Annotated in this window: 11 protein-coding genes; all 11 read right to left on the bottom strand. The window is 61.3% G+C overall.

Features of this window, described 5'->3' with window-relative positions:
• Nucleotides 1-94: 94 nt before the first annotated feature.
• Nucleotides 95-754, bottom strand: coding sequence for a response regulator transcription factor (locus RI101_05770; protein MEC4889551.1), 660 nt, complete (start codon nt 752-754; stop codon nt 95-97).
• Entirely contained in the window at nt 735-3,707 is a 2,973-nt protein-coding gene (locus RI101_05765; GenBank protein MEC4889550.1) for a PAS domain S-box protein, read from the bottom strand. The genes RI101_05770 and RI101_05765 overlap by 20 nt, the downstream gene beginning before the upstream one ends.
• Before the next feature lie 305 nt (nt 3,708-4,012).
• Complete coding sequence (locus tag RI101_05760) at nt 4,013-4,675, bottom strand: hypothetical protein (protein ID MEC4889549.1); 663 nt, start codon at nt 4,673-4,675, stop codon at nt 4,013-4,015.
• Between the two features lie 22 nt (nt 4,676-4,697).
• Nucleotides 4,698-5,501 (bottom strand): molybdate ABC transporter substrate-binding protein, encoded by an 804-nt coding sequence (gene modA, locus RI101_05755; protein ID MEC4889548.1) that lies wholly within the window; start codon nt 5,499-5,501, stop codon nt 4,698-4,700.
• A gap of 41 nt (nt 5,502-5,542) precedes the next feature.
• On the bottom strand, nt 5,543-7,084 hold the full coding sequence (locus tag RI101_05750) for a porin (GenBank protein MEC4889547.1): 1,542 nt from the start codon (nt 7,082-7,084) through the stop codon (nt 5,543-5,545).
• 298 nt (nt 7,085-7,382) lie between these two features.
• Nucleotides 7,383-10,064 (bottom strand): methyl-accepting chemotaxis protein, encoded by a 2,682-nt coding sequence (locus RI101_05745; protein ID MEC4889546.1) that lies wholly within the window; start codon nt 10,062-10,064, stop codon nt 7,383-7,385.
• A 449-nt stretch (nt 10,065-10,513) separates the two neighbouring features.
• The gene (locus tag RI101_05740; protein ID MEC4889545.1) at nt 10,514-13,786 is read right to left on the bottom strand and encodes a methyl-accepting chemotaxis protein; all 3,273 of its coding nucleotides are present in this window, start codon (nt 13,784-13,786) and stop codon (nt 10,514-10,516) included.
• 114 nt (nt 13,787-13,900) lie between these two features.
• Nucleotides 13,901-14,413, bottom strand: coding sequence for a chemotaxis protein CheW (locus RI101_05735; GenBank protein MEC4889544.1), 513 nt, complete (start codon nt 14,411-14,413; stop codon nt 13,901-13,903).
• A gap of 324 nt (nt 14,414-14,737) precedes the next feature.
• Nucleotides 14,738-15,433: a response regulator transcription factor gene (locus RI101_05730; protein ID MEC4889543.1), complete on the bottom strand. Its 696-nt coding sequence runs from the start codon at nt 15,431-15,433 to the stop codon at nt 14,738-14,740.
• A complete protein-coding gene (locus tag RI101_05725) occupies nt 15,420-18,635 on the bottom strand; it encodes a PAS domain S-box protein (GenBank protein MEC4889542.1) in 3,216 nt (1,071 codons plus the stop codon). The genes RI101_05730 and RI101_05725 overlap by 14 nt, the downstream gene beginning before the upstream one ends.
• A 300-nt stretch (nt 18,636-18,935) precedes the next feature.
• On the bottom strand, nt 18,936-19,361 hold the full coding sequence (locus RI101_05720; protein MEC4889541.1) for a hypothetical protein: 426 nt from the start codon (nt 19,359-19,361) through the stop codon (nt 18,936-18,938).
• Between the last annotated feature and the right edge of the window lie 237 nt (nt 19,362-19,598).

The raw sequence follows: 19,598 nt of genomic DNA, 5'->3' as shown, positions 1-19,598 counted from the left end.
ATGCGTTTAAGTTTAATCCGGCTAGGGATGACGGTGAAATTATCGATACATGAGCCAGTAAACAACGACCAGCCAGATAGATTTCACCCGCTCGCTAATCCGGGCGGCGATTGCAGAAGAGAGAGACCAGTTGCGAGCGGCGAGTCACTTGCAACTTCTGAAACATATTATAAAGATAGCTTTTGACCGTCTTATCGCTCAACCCCAGGATCACGCCAATCTCCTTGTTGGTCTTGCCTTCGGCGATCAGGGGCAGAATCCGGCGTTCTTGGGGCGAGAGGGCCGAGCATGGCTCGTCGGGAGCTTGCGGCGCAGCCGGGCGAGTGCGGGTCAGCGCGGAGTTGGTCAAGGCCGAATCGAACACGGACTGGCCCTCTACCACGGACTGAATGGCCTGCACGAGAGCCGGCCCGCCGATCGTCTTCAAGAGATAGCCCTTCGCGCCGGCCAAATTGGTCGCAACCAGCGCCGCCTCGTCGGCAAACGACGTCAGAAAAATTACCCGCGCATCGGGGCAGGCCGCAAGAATATCCCGGCAGGCTTCCGTGCCGCTGCCGTCTGGGAGTCGGAGGTCCAGGAGCACGACATCGGGCTGGAGCCTGGCCGCTTCACTCACGGCAGTCGCGGCGGAGCCGGCTTCGCCCACCACATCGATGCGGCCGCTTCGCTGAAACAAGGTTCCCAGTCCCATGCGGACCACTTCGTGATCGTCCACCAACAACAGGCGAATCGGCTTAACGGCTTCTTGCAGCATGAGGCTCCTCCAATGGCATTTCGATGAGAATCTGCGTACCCTGGCCCGGCATCGACACAACTTGAAAGCGCGCCCCCAGTTTTTGCGCCCGGGCCGCCATATTGCCCAGCCCCTGTCCGCGGCCGGCGGCCTGCGCCGGGTCGAACCCGACCCCGTCATCTGTGACTTCAAGGCGAATACGCCGTTCTTCCGTCCGCAGCGACACGAGGCCGCTGCGGCTCTTGGAATGGCGCAAACTGTTGCTCATAGCTTCATGGACGATGTGCAGCAACTGAGAGGCCGCCGTGGAGGTCATCCGCTGAACGACCGTAGGATCCACGTCGAGGGAAAAGCGAAGCCCCTCCACGCTTTCCATCATCACCACTAGTTCAGCCAGCTTGGCGGGAAGCTCCCGCGGCGTAATCTCTTCAGGCTTCTCCCACACCAGGTAATTCCGGACGTCCGTAATCACGCGATTGAGGCCGGCAATGGCCAGATCCAGCTTCTTGTCGCCCTCCGCCGGGTTTTCCCGCACGAGATGGCGGCACTCCTCCAGCCCCATGCCGATCGCGTACACGCTTTGAATGATATTGTCGTGAAGATCCTGGGACAGCTGCTCCCGCTCCTCGACGGCACGGCGCAAGCGCAGTTCGCTCTCCTGCAGCGCCGCCTCCATCCGTTTCCGTTCGGTGATGTCGCGCGCGATCACCTCGACTCCCTCCATCCGCCCATCGACCACACGCAAACGCACATGCTGGCCCAACCAGACTTCCTCGCCCCGCCTGGTGCGCGCGGGAAATTCGCAATAGGTGGCGGGAATCTGCTCGGCCACCTGCCGTTTATAGAACGCTTGAACCGCCTCCCGGTAATCCGGGCGGACCAGATCCAGATAATGCCGCCCCAGCAGCTCCTGCTCTCCATACTGCATGATCGAGCAAGCGGCCGCATTCACAAACGTAAACCGTCCCTCCATGTTCGCAGTATAAATGATGTCGGTCGCCTGCGAGACCAAGGAACTGCACCGTTCCTCGCTCGCCCGCAGCGCCTCTTCCGCCTGCTTTCGCTCCGTGATGTCTTGCAAAATGCCGACCACGCCACAGACCACCCCGCCGTCGCCGCGGATGGCGGCGGTTGACAGCGAGACATGAATGCGCGTGCCGTCCTTTCTTCGGCGGATGACCTCCCGATTGGTCACCGGCTGGTTCTGGAAAGCCTGCTGCAGAAAGGCCCGATGTTCCTCCTGCTTCTCCTCGGGAATGATGGGGTGCGGCTGCCCGAGCACCTCGCCGGCGGTCCAGCCAAAAATGCGCTCCGCCGCCTGATTCCAGAGGCGCACCAGGAGATCCCGGTCCAGCATGACGATGGCCAGCGGAGAGGAGTCAATCACGGCCGCCAACTGCGCCGTGGTCTGGCAGAGCACCTCCTCCATCTGCTTGCGTTCGGTGATATCCTCCGAAATACCCAGCAGATATTGCGGCTCGCCGGAGGCATCGCAAATGGGTATCTTCTTCGTGTGCAAATACCGCACGCCTTGATGCTTCGTTTGAATCGGCTCTTCCGGAATATCCAGCAACTGCCCGCCACTCAAGACCCTCCAGTCCGCCGCCGTAAAATCGCCGGCTTCTTCCGGCGGAAAAAAATCATGATCGTTCCTCCCCACCAATTCATGATGGGAATAGCCGAGCAGCGCTTCTCCCGCCTTGTTCAGCCGCACAAACCGCAATTCCTTCGCATCTTTGACGAACACCATATTCGGCAGATTGTCGACCACCGAGGAGAAAAAGGCTTCCGACTGCCGCAGCCGCTCCTCCGCCTCTTTGCGGTGCGTGATGTCTACCATGACGCCCCGCAGGAGAAGCGGGCCGTCCTCATCCGCCTCCACCGTCACGATATCCTGAAGCCACACCGTCCGCCCGTCGGCGGCGATCATCCGATATTCAAACGAGTACTTCCGTTCCGTCCGGGAGGACGTGAGGCAATAGTCCATCGCCCAGGCTCGATCGTCCGGATGGATGTGGCGTGGCCAGAAATCCGGTTCGTCGAGCCAGCGCCGGACCGGATAACCCAGCATCGGCTCGGCGTGATGGCTGACAAACGTGAAGCGCCAGGTCCGTGCGTCGCACTCCCAGACAATCCCCTGAATCGCCTCGATCAGCGCGCGCTGCCAGGAGTCCGCAATGCGAAGAGAATCGTTTGCCAGCACAAGCTCGTGCGTCCGCTGAGCCACGCACTGTCCCAACTCGTCATTCGCCTGCCGCAAGGCCTCTTCCTTCTGCTTGAGTTCGGTGATATCGCGCGCGGCGGCATACAATACCGGCGGATCCTGCTCCGGAGCCGGAATCGCCCAGGTCAGCCACCGATAGGACCCGTCCCGGCACAGATACCGATTCTCAAAGTTGACGGCCGGTTGCCCGCACGAAAGCTGTTTCATGACCTCTTGTGTGCGAATCCGGTCGTCAGGATGAACGAACTCGATGAAGGGCTTCGCGCACAACTCCTCCCGGCTGAATCCCAATGTGCGTTCCCAGGCCGAATTGACCCGTTTGAAATAGCCGTCGGTCCCGGCGATACAAAGAAGATCCATGGAGAGATCGAAAAACCGGTCCCTTTCAAAGCGCGCCTCGCGAGATTCCCCGCTGGCTTGCCGCATGCCTTCGCTCGCCCAGCCCGCCACGACACCGGCGGCCAGACTGACCAGAACGGCCGGCCATCGTCTAAGCACCGTCTCCCATCCGACCTGGCCCACCAGTGTGAAGTTGAGTACATTGAGAAAAATGCCCGCCACTCCCGCCAGCAGGCCGGCGCGCGCGCCCAGGAGCCATCCCGCCAGCGCGACAGGAATCACCGTGAATGCGGCCACGACCTCGCCGACGAGCCGATAGATCGGCCCAAACGCCAGCGCATAGACCGCCGCCGCGCCAAGAATCATGGCAAGGGACAGACCAAACCGCCGAGTGGCTGGGAGCTGTTTCATAGGCGCGAGAACCAGTCCAGGTGGAGGCCGAAATCACTAGGGCATAACGGAGAAACCTGTCCCAACGGAAGGAAAGAATCTGAGAGACAAGCCGGAAACTCTGTTCGCATGGTGGCTGAAGTCCTTACCACATGCAAGTCATTGAAATTACAGAGGAGGAGATCAACAAGTCTGTGAGATGACCTACCGGAATACAACCAATTTGTCAAGGGCCGGATGGCAAAGAAAACAGTATACGCGCGCGGTCGATGGGAATGATTGGCAACAGGCCAGACACATCGGCGGGAAGCCTATTCCACCGGCCATCACTTCCCCTTTGGCATGGCCTGAGGAACGGATAACTGGTAGGGCGGCACAGCCGACAGCGCCTCCCGATACAAGATTCGAAGCTCTTCCAATTGATCCGGCGCGAACCAGCTTCCGAGCGACGCTTGGCCGGCCAGGAACTCCTCCGGCTCGAAGGTCGCCTCAAAAGGCGTCGGAGGAACGGGAATATCGGGCAACGATCGAATGTACTTGCTGATATCGGACCCCGGCGCATGGAGATCGTGGGCTTCGCTGAGCTGAAGGACCAACACCGAATCCTGAATAGCCAGCCATCCCGTCGTCGAGACCTCCCCGCCTTCCAGCGCCGATTCACTCAAATGAAAATAGACCCGGTCGCCGGGACCGGCCTTGGCCAGCGCCGAGGAGAGCGGACCGGCGAGCAAGGCGATCTCGTCATCCCGAAACGTCCGCGTCTTCTTCGCCTCGCCGCTGAAGAGTTGGTGGATCACATTGCGATGCTCGCCGGAGCGCACGCCGCGCAGCAGCCGGGCCATATCGTTGGGCGTCACCTGGGCGGGGTGCGTATAGCGGCCCTTGCCGGGATCAGGATCGATACGCACCTGATCCGATCCGGTCTCCCAAATTACCTGTCCGCGCATCGGCGGCGCCGTCACGCAACCCGCGCTCAGCACCACAGCCACGGCCAATCCCAGCGGAAAAAGTTTACGGACGAGCCTGGTAAGACTCGGACGACACCCGATCATAGCCATGCCTCCAGAAAATATCTTGCACCGGCTCCTGCTGCAAAAATTCGGCGAACCGCTGAGCCCAGATCACCGATGCCCGCCGGCAGGTCCACACCATAGCTTCACCGAAAAGGACCGGCGGCCCGATGTCGGCAGATGCCCGGTCCATGATCCGCAACTTGGGATTCCCCGTCGCATCCGAACGAAAGACAATCCCCGCATCCGCTTCCCCCTCGCTCACCATCTTCACCACTTCATCCGGCAATCCATACAAGTATCGGATATGGGGATGGCTCCGTGTCAATCGCAGCGTAGAAAGCAGGGCCTGCGTCGCATCCCCCAGCGCCGTGGTTTGGGGATCAGCGACAGCCAGACGAAAGATCGTGCCCACATTCATATTACGGAACGAGGCCGCCGCAATGTGCGAGGACGCCGAGGTCACCAGCACCAGGGACGTTTGCGCATACAGCATGGGCCGGCCGTTGATCGTCAACCCTTTGGCGTGAAGCCGCTCTGCATCGTCAAACACGGCCGGAAGAAAGACGTCGACCGGCGCACCGGCTTCGATTTGCTCGCGGAGCTGATGAGAAAATCCGTACACCACCCGCACCTCCACCTCCGGATAGCGCTGCTCGAACAGCGGCAAGATCTCACGCAACGCGGGTTTAAGCGGGACCGCCGCGGCAATGGTCAATTCTTCCGTGCGGGCCGCGCGGCAGTCGCCTGGTAACAGGCCGCCCAGCGCCAACACGGCGAGACACAAGTACAGCCAGATCTTCATACGCCGCCTCCCTCTCTCCCCTGCGACAACCATGCGATTCGCTACCAATAAAATTGATACATGGCCCGCACACGATTCTCGATCAGATCCTTGCCATATCCTGGCTGAGCGGCCAGCGAACTGCGCCCGCCGGCATACCCGCCGGTTCCCATCGTAATGTGGGAGTAATCGACAACCAGGCGGTGATTGTAGGTCCCGTCGAAACTGTAGTTGACCGCCACGCCCGCGTCTTTGAGCAGATCCCGCCCCTGGTGCGTGTTGGGATCCATGATCCCGTACCGCACCGCCACTTCCAGCTTGCGCGGAATCACAAACTTGCCCAGCATGACATACCAACCCGTCGCCATCCCCAGCTCGGCATTCCCGCCACGCACGTCCTGGCGGCGAAGATAGCCCTCCGCTTGCAGCCCCCAACCCCGGTACTTCGCCACGACATCGACTTCCGTGGTGGCCAGATCCACATACCCCACACCGAACAGGCGGCCGTTGTTGTTCCCGAGAATCTGGGCCCGCACTTGGGCATTGGGCGCCTGCAGATTCAGCCCGGGGTTATAGGCATAGCCGATTGCAAGCGCGACCTGCGGCACACGGGTGTAGAGGATGTCGCCTTCTCCGTAGCCCGGCCGCCCGCTGACATTCCATAGCAGGCGCCCCACATACATCATCTCGTTAGCATTCGCGCGCGCCCCCGATCCGGACGACGTGAGCGGCATCGCCAAGCGGTCGGTATTAATACCGGTGCCGTTATAGACGCCGATCGCGTAATTCACGGGATATTTGGCTTCGTCGCTTTGGAGCGTGATGCCCTGATCGCGCAGATTGAGCCCGTTGGCGGTAAAGGCATCGGCGATCGGACTGCGTTCGACGAACGAAATGGTCGCGATCGAGGTAATGCTTTCGCGATTGAACCAGACCTTCTGCTGCCCGATCCGCAAAATGGCATAGGGCAGATGCCAGGACGACACATTAGCGTCCAAAACCTGCACCGTGCCGGCCACGGTTGAACCGTTGTAGTTGCCCTCGCGGGTGTCGCCGGTCAGCGTCAGGTTGTAGCGCAAATCGGGATCGAAGGCGTAGCCGAGGAATTGCAGGCGCAGCGTGCGAATGCCGAACGTGCTGGCGGACGAGTCGCTCTGTTTGGCGGAGATCGGCGATGGCCCCGTCGTGTAATCGGGCATATTATTGCCATCGCCGACCGTCCGCCAGGCCTGGTTGTACTGATGGTAGCTGTAGCGAAACCTCAGTAGCATTCTCAGCTTGAGCAGAAACTTGTCGCCGCTCTTGATATTGAGACCGTCGCCGGTCGTAATGCTGGAGGTCGGCGTGGCCAAATGCTGGCGGCTCTCGATGATTCTGGCACCCCGGTCGTACTCCTCCTGGGAAATGATCCCCTTTTGCAGAAGATATTTCAGCCCGGGGTCTTCGACGTGCGAATAGTGCCATCGGCCGCCGCTCTTGACCAACTCCCCCTCTTCAACTGCCCAGGCAGAAGTCGGCCACCGTGCGAACAGAAAGCCCAGCAGCAAGAGGCCAAGCAGCCAAGCCGTCATCCGCACCGCGGGATGCGGCAGAACATGTCTCACGAGAGGGAATCCCCTCAACCCAAGGTCGATCATCGTCAGCCTGCCGCCTTCCAGGGAACCTCACTGCCAGAAAACAGGCGCACCCAGTGCGCCGGGAGAACAACCGTGCGTTGTCCGTGCTAATCCTTATCGGCGTGGCAGGCGTGGATCTTGATTGAATTGGAGCAGGAAGGCCCAAAAGAGGCGAGGAGCACAGACAGGCAAGAGGTTCGGGGCCCGGTCAGAAACGGGCTCGAGGCACGGGGCGAGAGGTGGGAATCCCGCCCTTCCGACCCCTCGCCCCATGCCTCTAGCCTATTTAGAATTCTTCAAACTCATCCTTCTTGGCGGCATGGCCGTTCCCTGAAGCCACTCCGGCGGGCTTCGGCGATTCCTGCGGAGCCGCCTTCTGAACCACGGGCTTGGCCACGGCCTTCACCCGTGTCCCTGGCCCCTCGCCTTTCGCCCCTGGCCCATTCACAGTCACCTTAAACGCCTCCACCTGGCGCATCAGCTCCTGAGCCTGCGCCTTCATGGACTGGCTGGCGCTGGTCGTCTCTTCAACCAACGCCGCGTTCTGCTGCGTCGTCTCGTCCATCTGCATGATCGCCTTGTTCACCTGATCGATCCCGCTGGCCTGCTCCTGTGAGGCCGCCGTGATCTCCGAGATGATGTCGGTGACACGCTTGACCGAGACCATGATCTCCTCCAGCGTCTGGCCGGATTGATTGACCAGCGCGCTGCCGTCATTGACCCGTTGGATGGACTCATTGATGAGCCCCTTGATCTCCTTCGCCGCGCTCGCGGACCGCTGCGCCAGGTTTCTGACCTCAGCCGCCACTACGGCAAAGCCTCGTCCGTGCTCACCGGCCCGCGCCGCCTCCACGGCGGCATTCAGGGCCAAGAGGTTGGTCTGGAACGCGATTTCATCGATCACCGTGATGATGTCGGCGATCTTCTTGCTGCTCTGATTGATTTCACCCATCGCGTCGATCGCGCGTTTCGTGACCGCCCCGCCCTTCTCGGCCACGTCCCGCGCCGCCAGGCCGAGCTGATTGGCCTGCTTCGCATTGTCCGCGTTCTGTTTGACCGTGCTCGTCATTTCTTCCATGGACGCGCTGGTCTCTTCCAGCGAGCTGGCCTGTTCGCTCGTCCGCTGCGAAAGGTCTTCGCTCCCCTTACTGATCTGCTCCGACCCCGCCGTGACGGCTTCCACCGCCTCACGCACAGTCGTCATGGTCTGCGTCAGGTTGTGGACCACGGCATTGATGCTGTCCCTGATCTTGGCCAGCTCGCCTTGATACTGGCCGCGCATCTCCTCGGTCAGATCGTTGCTGGCCAGCCGTCCCAGCACGCCCTGCGCTTCGGCCACCAAATGCTCCATTTCGGCCTGCGCCTTCTTCTGCGGCGTGATATCCGTCGCAAACTTCACCACCTTGTAGACCTTGCCGTTGGCGTCCACGATCGGGTTGTAGGAGGCCTGAATCCAAATTTCCTTGCCACCCTTGCCAATCCGCTTATACACGCCCGCATCGAACTCGCCCCGGTTCAGCTTCTGCCAGAAGGCCGCGTACTCGCCGGTGCTCGTATAGGCCGGATCACAGAACATCCGGTGATGCTGCCCCTGGATCTCCGGCAGCGTATAGCCCAGGCAGTTCAGGAAATTGTCGTTCGCCGTCATCACCGTGCCATCCAGATTGAACTCAATGGCAGCCTGGGCCTTGCCGATGGCGCTGATCTTGCCCTCAGCCTCCGCCGCCTGGTTCTTTTGGGCCGTGATGTCGGTCGCGAACTTCATGACCTTGCTTGGCTTGCCGTTCACGTCGAGGATCGGGTTGTAGGAGGCCTGAATCCAAATCTCCTTGCCCCCTTTGCCGATCCGGCGATAGACGCCCGCATCGAACTCCCCCCGGTTCAGCTTCTGCCAGAAGGCCGCGTACTCGCCGGTGCTCGTATAGGCCGGATCGCAGAACAGCCGGTGATGCTGGCCCTGAATCTCGTTCAATTGATAGCCGAGACACGTCAGGAAGTTGTCGTTCGCCGTGATGACCGTGCCATCCAAGTTGAACTCAATGACGGCTTGCGCCTTGCCAATGGCGTTGGTCACGCTCTTGACCTCCGCCGCCGCCGCTTGCGCCTGCTGCACCATCTCCTGCTGCTTGGCCGAGGCCTGCTCCAGCGAATCGCCCATTTCATTGAACGAGGTCGCCAGCCGCCCCACTTCATCCCGCGATTCGATCGTCGCGCGGGCGGCCAGATCGCCATGCGTCAGACTAGTCACGACGGTTTGCAGGTGCCGGATCGGCTGAATCACCTGCGAACGCAGGCTCACGAACATCACCAATCCCATCAGTGTGGCGGAGAATCCGGCCGCCAGATAGAGCATCTTGACGTTGCTGTCCACTTGCGCCAGCGCCTTCGTCATCGGCATCTGCAAGGAAATCGCGCCGACCATGTCACCGACCTTGGTGCCGACATGGCAGCTGACGCAGGCTTCGCTGCGGATAATATCGGGCGTCATGCGCCGAAAGGTCATCACACCATTGACCGGCTCGATCCGCACGACTTCCTTTTCGCCGCCGGCCAGCGCCTTGATGGCCTCCTCTTCAAACGCGTCATTCGGCTTATTCATCGGATTGAGGGGTTTGCTGCTGATCACACGGGCGTTGAAGATGCCTTCATTCGACAGCTCCTCGGCCATTTCGCGGGTAGCCGTCGCGGGAAAGGGGATCGTATCCGGCGCGCTGTGGTCCTGCGCGATTTTAATCGTGCCGCCGCTGGAAGCCTTGACCTTGCCGACATATTGTTTGGCGATATAGGCGCGGGTGACTTCGATCTGGCGTTGGATCACCGTGCTTCTGACCTGCAACAGCGAGATCAGATCCGCGCGCATTTGGCCGCTCAACCAAACAACCAATCCCAGCATCGTCGCGAGGATCGTAAGGCTGGTCACCATGAGCATCTTGGTGGTCAGATTGAGATTGTTCCAACGCTCTTTCATGGGAGTCCTCCGGGGTAGAAGCCGCCTCTCTCACTTATCGGCAAAGGTTGCCCACATCGTCGTCCGTTCTACAGAACTGATATCGGCTATTACTTACAATTCTTTATATACCGCCGAATGCCTCTGCCGGATGAGCGACACAACCAACGGATAGAACTAGAGAGCGTGGATAACCATTGGGGGAAAACAAATAGGATTAGATGCCAATCTACAGATAGGCGCGGGGCACGGGGCGAGAGGCAAGGGGGAAGTCAGAGATAGGCGCGAGGCGAGGGGGGATCGCAGACGGGCGAGGGGTTCGGGGCCCGGTCAGAAACGGGCACGAGGCACGGGGCACGAGGCAAGGGGGGATCGCAGACGGGCGAGGGGTTCGGGGCACGAGGCAAGGGGCGAGAGGTGGGAATCCCGCCCTTCCGACCCCTCGCCCCTAGCCCCGCGCTCTCGCCTATTTAGAACTCCTCAAACTCATCCTTCTTGGCCGCATGGCCGTTCCCCGAGGCCACTCCGGCGGGCTTCGGCGCGTCCTGCGGAGCCGCCTTCTGAACCACAGGCTTGGCCGCGGCCTTCACCCGTGCCCCTGGCCCCTCGCCCCTCGCCCCTCCTCCGACCCCTCGCCCCTCGCCTCTGGCCCCTGGCCCAGTCAGGTTCACCTTAAAGGTGGCCACCTGGCGCATCAGCTCCTGAGCCTGCGCCTTCATGGACTGGCTGGCGCTCGTCGTCTCTTCCACCAGCGCCGCGTTCTGCTGCGTGGTCTCATCCATCTGCATGATGGCCTTGTTCACCTGGTCGATCCCGCTGGCCTGCTCCTGCGAGGCCGCCGTGATCTCCGCAATGATGTCGCTCACCCGTTTCACCGAGCTCACGATCTCTTCCAGCGTCTTGCCGGACTGGTCCACCAGTTCGCTCCCGTCATTCACCCGCTGGATGGACTCGTTGATGAGCCCCTTGATCTCCTTCGCCGCCGTCGCCGACCGCTGGGCCAGGTTTCTGACCTCGGCCGCCACCACGGCGAACCCTCTTCCATGCTCCCCGGCCCGCGCCGCTTCCACCGCCGCATTCAGGGCCAAGAGGTTGGTCTGGAAGGCAATTTCATCGATCACCGTGATGATGTCGGCGATCTTCTTGCTGCTCTGGTTGATCGCCCCCATGGCCTCGACAGCCTTGATTGTGACCGCCCCGCCCTTGTCGGCGGTCTCGCGGGCCGCGCTCGCCAGTTGATTGGCCTGCTTGGCATTGTCCGCATTTTGTTTGACCGTGCTCGTCATCTCTTCCATGGACGCGCTGGTCTCTTCCAGCGAACTGGCCTGTTCGCTTGTCCGCTGCGAGAGGTCCTCGCTCCCCTTGCTGATCTGCTCCGACCCCGCCGTCACGGCTTCCACCGCCTCGCGCACGGTGGTCATCGTCTGGGTCAAGTTCCCGAGAGCGCTGTTCAAGCTGCTCTTCATCTGCTCGAACTCGCCTTGGTAATTCCCGGTCATCGACTGCGTCAGATCGTTCGCCGCCAAGGCGCTGAGCACGCTCTGCGCCTCATGCAACGGCGCCACCACCGCATCCAAGAGCCGGTTGATGCCTTCGGAAAGGGCGCGATAGCCCCCTTCAAACTTCGTGGCGTCGATCCGGCCCGACAACTGCCCGGCGGCCGCCGCCGTCACCAGCCGGTCCACATCGGTCAGAGCCGCCTTGATCGCCGTGACATCCGCCCATTCCACCGAGTTGCCCAGATATTCGCCCTGCGCGTTGACGATCGCCGACGCCGCCAGATCCAGGGTCAACGGCCCCACCTTGATCTCCGCCCGATGCGGCAGGTTCTTCGGATTGTCCAGAATCTGCCGGATCGCCCCCGGATTCTTATGGTATTGATCGATGCAGCTCCCGATCACCTTCTCGGCCCGGAAGCCCGGCAACCCCTGCTGAATCATCGGCTCGGCCTTGCGCAAGGTCGCCTGCGAGGCCTTGTTCATATAGACGACCTGATAGTTCCGGTCGCAAATCATCACGTTCACGGCGGCGTTATCCAGGCCCGCCTGCAACCGCGCGGTCTCGACTTCCAACTTGCGCGTTTGCGTCACGTTCAGCCATTCGAGCGAATTGCCCACATATTCGCCCTTCTCGTTGGTGATGGCCTTCACCATCAGGTCCAAGGTCAAGGGGCCCAGCTGAATGTCGGCCCGGTGCGGGAGATTCTTCGGATTCTCCAAGATCCGGCGGATGCGGCCCGCGTCTTTATGGAATCCATCGATGCAGGTTCCCACCAGCTTGCTGCTGTCGAAGCCCGGCAGCACTTTGCGCAGGTCCGCTTCGATCTCGCGGAAGGAGGTCAGCGCCCCCTCGTTCACATAGGTGATCACCAGGTTCCGGTCGCACATCAGGAGGTTGGCCCGCGCATTGTTCAGTGTGGAGACCATCTCCTGCTGCTTGGCCGAGGCCTGCTCCAGCGAGGTGCCCATGTCATTGAAGGCCGCCGCCAGTTCGCCCACTTCATCCCGCGTCGTCACCGAAGACCGCGCCGCCAGGTTCCCGCCCCCCAAGGCCTGCGCCGCCGTCAGCACATCGGCCAAGTTCTTCGCGATGAACCGCGCCAGCAGCCACCCGAACAGCAGCCCCAGCGCAATCCCTCCCGCGCTCGCCCCCAGCATGATCATCTTGGTATCCATGAAGGTCTGAACCGCCCCGTCGTATTTCTGCTGGGCGATCTTCGTCTTCGTGTCGACCACGTTGTTGATCGCCTCAATCGATGCGCCGAACTTCGCGGCTCCCTCGCCCTTCATCGCGGCCAGGGCATCGGCCTGCCGCCCCTCCCGCAAAGCCTTGAAGATCACCGTCTCACGGTAGGTCCGGTAGTCGTCATATTTGGCGACGAATTGATCGTACGCAGCACGGACCTCTTCGGAGCGAATCGTCTTGGAAAAGGCGTCGCGAGTTTCCGCAATCTGGCCGCCCAGCTCGCCAACCTTGGCCAGCGCGGCCTCACGGTCGGCGGCGCTCGTAGTTAAAATGGCCGTGATGGTCTGCGCCCGCACCTGGTGAATCAGCCCACGCACTCTGGTGATCATCATCAGCGGCTTCAACTGCACGTTCTGGATGTTCTCGGTGTTATCGCGCAGCGCCGCCGCGTTATAGAGGCAGATGCCGGTCAGCCCCGCCATGATGGCCCCGGTGAAGGCAAACCCCAGCATCAGTTTCGTCGCGGTCTTCAGATTTCCAAACCAGGTCAACATGGAAGCCCCCTTTGGTGATGGCAATGGATGTCGTGGTGCCGATGCCGGTGTGCCCGGCGCCGGTGATGCCGTGGAAGACGGGCTGGGCCCGCCATGGTAGCGCGCCGCCCCTTGCAGCATGATCGTGGTGATGGCCCCACAGGCCTCGGTCCAGGCCTGTTTGACTGGCGGCGTCCAAGCCGGGCCGGCGAACTCCGCCAGCACCGCCAATAAGTTCTCTCCGACCGCCTCGTAATGCGCCGGCAGCGCGCCATACTCCACATGGCGGGCGCCCAGCGTCTGCAAGGCCTCGGTCAGTTTGTCTGGACGGCGGAGGTTCTGCACGACCAGCACCAGGGAGGCCAGCAGCTTCTTCTTCTGTTCCGCCAGCGTCGTGTGCTTGAAGAGGGGGATGACGGCGGGATACTTCTGAAACAGCCGTTCGTAGAACCGGCTCACCAGCGCTTCGCCCTTCGGCGCCACCAGCTTGAAACTCTGCTCCAATAGCTCGACGTTCAATCCCATCTGATTTCTCCCTGAGAGAGGTTCAGCGCCTGGCGCCCCCTATAGGCGCACGGCCCGTGACCCTGGCACACACACTCAGGTCCCGCGCCTGGCGCGGGACCTCTGCCCCGGCTGTCAGGCCGCGGCGGCGATCGCGTCCTTGACCTCCTGCTCGATGAGCAGCCGGTCGATGTCCAGCAGCGAGATCAACCTGTCGCCGGACTTGCCGATGCCGTTGAGGAAGGTGACATTCACCTTGGCCCCGAATTCGGGCGCCGCTTGAATATCTTTCCTGTCGATGTTCAGCACGTCGGAGACCGCATCCACGACCAGCCCCATCACTTTATCCTGCACCACCACCACCACGATGACGGTAAACATCGTATAGTCGATGGTCGGCAGGCCAAACTTCGTCCGTAATTCCACGATCGGCACGATGGTGCCCCGCAGATTGAGCACCCCCTTAATGTGCGGCGGCGTGTTGGGAATCTTCGTGACGGCTGTATAGCCCTTGATTTCCTGCACCCGGAGGATGTCCACCCCATACAGCTCCTCCCCGAGGCTGAACGTCAGAAACTGGCTGCCGTCGGTGGTAAGCCCGATCTGCTGATTGCTGTCTTTGCTGACGCTGTCCGACACTGCTGCCATGGAGGCCTCCTTCATGAAGTGATGGGTGATGGGGAAAGGCCCGAGGTGAGGTCAGAAACGGGCGCGGGGCTAGAGGCTAGGGACAAGAGGTGGAATACCACCCTTTCCGCTCCCTAGCCCCTTGCTCTCACCTCTCCGCATTCCGCCTCGAGCCTCTTCTCATGCCGCCCCTTGCCCTCATCCTTTTCAAAAACATTTTCACACTCGAAGTCTTTGGCCCAGCATGCGTGGAATCCACACAAGAGCATGCCCTGCCGAAGGCTGTATCGGTGAGAGGCCGGGGCAAACTAAAGACGTGTTTTGTCCCTATCGCTAGGGACGTGCTCAGAGGAGAGGGTCGGCGGACAGGGAACGGGGGGCGGACTGAGTCGTATAGCGGCTCAAATACAAGGCCACCGCTTCGGAGCGGCGCGACACATTCAATTTGCTGAACACGTTGGTTAAATAGTTCCGCACGGTCTTATCGCTCAGCGTCATCGCCACGGCGATTTCCTTGTTCGTGAGCCCCTGCGCAACCAGCGCGAGAACGCGCTGCTCCTGTTGAGAGAGGCCCGGCGGGGCCTCGGCAGGACTGGACAGCGCATTGATGCGCGCCCTCGCCCGCTCCGCCAGCATCGGATCGAGGCAGGACCCTCCGCCGGCAACATGCACGACGGATTGCACGAGCGTGGCGCTGCTGACTTCCTTCAACAAATACCCTTGCGCGCCCGCCATGACGGTCGCGAACACCGCCTCGTCGTCCACGTAGGACGTGAGGAACAGCACCCGGGTGCCGGGGCAGGCAGCCCGAATCTCGCGGCACCCTTCGACTCCATGGCCGTCCGGCAGCCGGAGATCGAGCAGGACAACATCAGGCTGCAACTGCTGGCTGAGCGCGAGTCCTTCGGCCAGCGTGCCGGCTTCGCCGACCACAGAAATAACCGAGGGCTGCTCCTCGAATAACGTCCGCAACCCAAGGCGAAGCAGTTGATGATCGTCCACCAGCAGCAGCCGAATCGGGGTGCCTTCAGATCGAGACATGCGTGGCTCTCCTTATCAGGGTGATCACAATACGTGTGCCGGTTCCCGGCGCCGTCGTTATGGCTATCGCGGCGCCAATCTGCCTGGCGCGGGCCTCCATATTGCCCATCCCCAGGCCCTGCTTCCTGGAGTCGGCCGGGTTGAATCCACAGCCGTCGTCTTCAATCGTCATCTGCCAGCGGTCGCCGGCGGGAACCAGCGCGATCCGGCAGCGGGTCGCGGAAGCATGGCGGACGACATTGCTCATCGCCTCCCGCACGATGTACAGCAGATGCCTGATCTCGTCCGGCGGCAAGTCCGCCAACTCCTCGTCCCGCTCAGGCAGCTCCAGCAGCCATTCCACCGAAGACACCCCCCGGTACGTGTCTATAAGAGTCGAGAGACCGCTGCGGATGGTCTCGGCCTGCGCCCATACCGGATCCTGGCCGCCCATGAACCGGCGCACTTCGGCGATCATCAGCGCCAGGTCTTCGATCTGCACGTCCAGGCTCTTCTGGGCGTTGCCGGATTGCGAAGCCAGCAGGCGGCGGCTGTGTTCCAGGCCCAGCCGGAGGGCATACAGCGATTGCAGCACACCGTCGTGCAAATTGCGCATGAGGGCTTCGCGTTCTTGCATGACCCGGTCCATGACGGCGTGGGCCTGGCGCATGGCTTCCAACTGTTTGCGGCCGGTCACGTCGTGCACCATACCGAGCGATCTCACGACCGCCCCGGCTGCGTTGCGGATATGCACGCACTTCTCATGGACGATACGGATGTCGCCTGTGCCCTGCGCGACAATGCGATGCTCGATCTCATACGAATCGAGCCCATCCCGGATCGAACCCGCATAGGCGGCATCCACGGCCGCGCGGTCGTCGGGATGCACGCAGGCCAGGAAGGATTCGTAGGTCGCTACGCCTTCGCCCGGTTCGATGCCAAAAATACGGAAGGTCTCATCCGACCAGGTCAACCGGCCGGCCTCCACATCCAGCTCCCAACTGCCGAGATGCGCGAGCGCCTGGGCCTGATTCAGCCGCCCCTCACTCTCGCGCAATTGCGCCTCCATCCGCTGGCGCTCGTCGATTTCAACGCGCAGCGCATGGTTGGATTCGGCCAGATCCATGGTCCGCTCGAACACCCGCCGTTCCAATTCCGCATGCGATTCCCGCAAGGCCTGTTCCATCCGCTTGCGCTCGGTAATGTCTTCCGAGATGCCCACCAGATAGGCCGGCTCGCCAGTGGCGCCGAACATGGGAATTTTTCTTGTATGCAAATACCGGACACCATGGGGCGTATCGATCCGCTCTTCGGGAATATCGACCAGGTGGCCGCTCGCCAGCACCTCGCGGTCTTTCGCCGTGAACAGGTCGGCCTGCTCTTTGGGAAAAAGGTCGAAATTGTTTTTACCCAGGATGTCCTGCGCCGAGACGCCCAGCAGCTCTTCGCAGGCCCGGTTGAACCGCACATGCCGCAGCTCCCGCGCCTCCTTTACGAACACCACGCTGGGCAAATGATTCAACACCGACGCGATAAAGGCTTCCGATTGCCGCAGCCGTTCCTCACTCTGCTTGCGCTCAGTGATGTCTTCCGAGATCCCCAGCAGATACCGAGGCGTGCCGTTGGAATCGGTTAATGGAATCTTTTTGGTGTGCAGATACCGTATCCCGTTGTGCTTCGTCTGGATACCCTCTTCCGGAATATCCAGCAAGCGTCCTCCGGCCAGCACCCGCCGATCCGCCGCCGTAAATGTCTCGGCATCCTTGGCCGGGAAAAAGTCATAATCATTCTTGCCCAGCAGTTCGTCGTGCGAATAGCCGAGCAGCGCTTCACCGGCCTTGTTCAACCGCACGAACCGCAGCCCCTCGGCCTCTTTCACAAAGACCATGTTCGGCAGATTATCCAAGACCGAGGCCAAGAACGCCTCCGACTCTCGCAGCCGCTCCTCCGCCCGCTTGCGCTCCGTCAGATCGGTATGGGTGCCGACTACGCGCAGAGGCTTGCCATGAGCATCCCGAGTCACCACCTTCCCACGAGCGAGAATCCATTTATACGAGCCATCCTTGCACAAGAGGCGGTGTTCGCTCACATACAGATCCGGCTCTCCATCGAAATGTTTCCGGATCTCCTCGTAGGCAGCCGCTTTGTCCTCCGGATGAACACGGCAATCCCACTCGCCAAAGGTATCCCCGATCTCGTGTGGCTCATACCCAAGCATGGTCTTCCAGCGTGTGGAAAAATACACCTGGTTGGTCTGGGCATTCCAATCCCACACCCCGTCGCCGCTGCCCTCGAAAGCGTACTGCCAGCGTTCTTCCGATTCCCTCAACGCGGCCTCCGCCGCCGATTGGGCGGCGGCCTGCCGCGCCCGTTCGATTTCCGTGGCGATCCGCTGGGCAAAGATCCGCAACAATTCCTGCTCTTCCTCGGTGAAGTCGCGCGGTTTGTCGTCCAGCAGGCAGGTCACCGCCACCACCTCCCCCCGGCTGTCCAGCGACGGCACGCCGCAGTAGGCCATGGCCTGGTGGGCCCGGAGAAACGCGGCCTCCGGAAACCGCTCCATGACCCGGTCGAACACGCGCAGATCCTTGGCCGTTTTCACGGTTGCGCAGGGGGTGATGGCGAGCGGACAGCGGCCGGCATTCCGCGTCACCTGGCCGTTCATATAGAGGGACTTGAACAACAGCTCCTCTCCCACGATCTCAGAGAGACAGACGATGCGCACGTCGAACATCTGGCCCAGCACGCGCGAGGCTTCGTCAAAGATATGGTTGGGATCTCCAGAAAGCGTCAGGCTCCAGGCCGACAAGTGCTTCAACCGGGCGATGCGGGCGATGGCCTGCTCCGACTGCTGCACCGCCGCCGCGGTCTTCGCTGCGAGCCGCCGAGCCTGTTCCAAACCGGCGGCAATGCTCAAGAGCAGGATCGACGCCACTGCCCGGTTGAACAGGACCGCCGGGAACAGAGGTCCGGAGGAACACAGAACGCCCAGTATCGTCAAGCCGATCAGACCGCCTGCCGCCCAATAACGGACCCCACGCGCGGGCAGGAACCAGGTGAGGAGGAGCGGCAGCACATAGAGCATTGGCACGGCATAGCCGAGGGGCAGCAGCAGGTCGGCTGAGAAGATGCCGCCGACAAGACAGAGCCAGGCCATCACGGCAGGTTGATGAACCGGTCTCCTGATAGTTTGCCACAAGGACCCGAGGGCAAAGTTAGCCATGCCCCTCAATCTTGCAAATGGCCTGCCGAGGGAGAGTCTGGGAATAGCGGCCTGAGCAGAGGATTTTGTGGCTTTTGAGGCACCATCGGCAAAATTTGCCGGTCTAACGGCGGTCTCAGAGACAGAACCTAGACGAGCCCGTCAATACTCTGACGCATGGGGAAGTGATCGGGCATGGGCCAGAAGTTTGGCACGAGGCAAGGGGCGAGGGGGAAGGGAATGGTGATGGGCGAAGCCTGATGAGGGCCGGAAGGGACGCCGGTCTTCCCTGCACCGGTCACACTTCACAACTCACGCTGTTCATCCCGTCGAGGAATACCGGTCAAGATAGTCTTGGGCAAAGGCACGCGCGTCCGACACGAGCAGGGCCGACAGCACCGCCACGTCCTGCTGCAACGATTCGAGCACGAGACGATCGATCATCTTCACATCCGGCTCCAGACTAAACCCGGTGTCCGATTCGCTCTCGGAATAGGACACACAGATATGCCAGGGGTTCGCAATCTGTTTCTTGAAATGCCAGTACGCCAGCAAATCGCCGATCAACCGTGCAAACACCAGCGAACGAGTATAGAACCAGACTTGCGGCAGCCGCCGCAACGTCCCATCAGGAGACATGTGGCCCTCACAGGACCAGACGGGCGGACAGACTCGCAGCGACATGAACGAGAAGACGAGCGGGGCAATCTTCGGTTCGATGGGATACCGCATACCGTCTGAGGACATCTCCACCGAGGCAGAGATACAATCAGGCCCACAGGCACAGGTACAGACCGGTGAATGAGAACAGGGGCACGGCACCGTGCACGACGGACACACGCGCACGTCCCGATAGGAGGGTTGCTCGAGGAAACCAATGAGATCACGGCGTCTGCTCGCCTCAGCCTCTGGATTGGGATCCGGCTTGTAGAGTTTCATCGATCATCCCTACACCTGCGCATCGATATTCCCCAGCGCGACAGA

This window comes from Nitrospira sp., from assembly GCA_035968315.1.
Taxonomy (GTDB): Bacteria; Nitrospirota; Nitrospiria; order Nitrospirales; family Nitrospiraceae; genus Nitrospira_D.
Note: the sequence above shows the minus strand (reverse complement) of the source record. Positions and strands in the feature narration are given on the sequence as shown.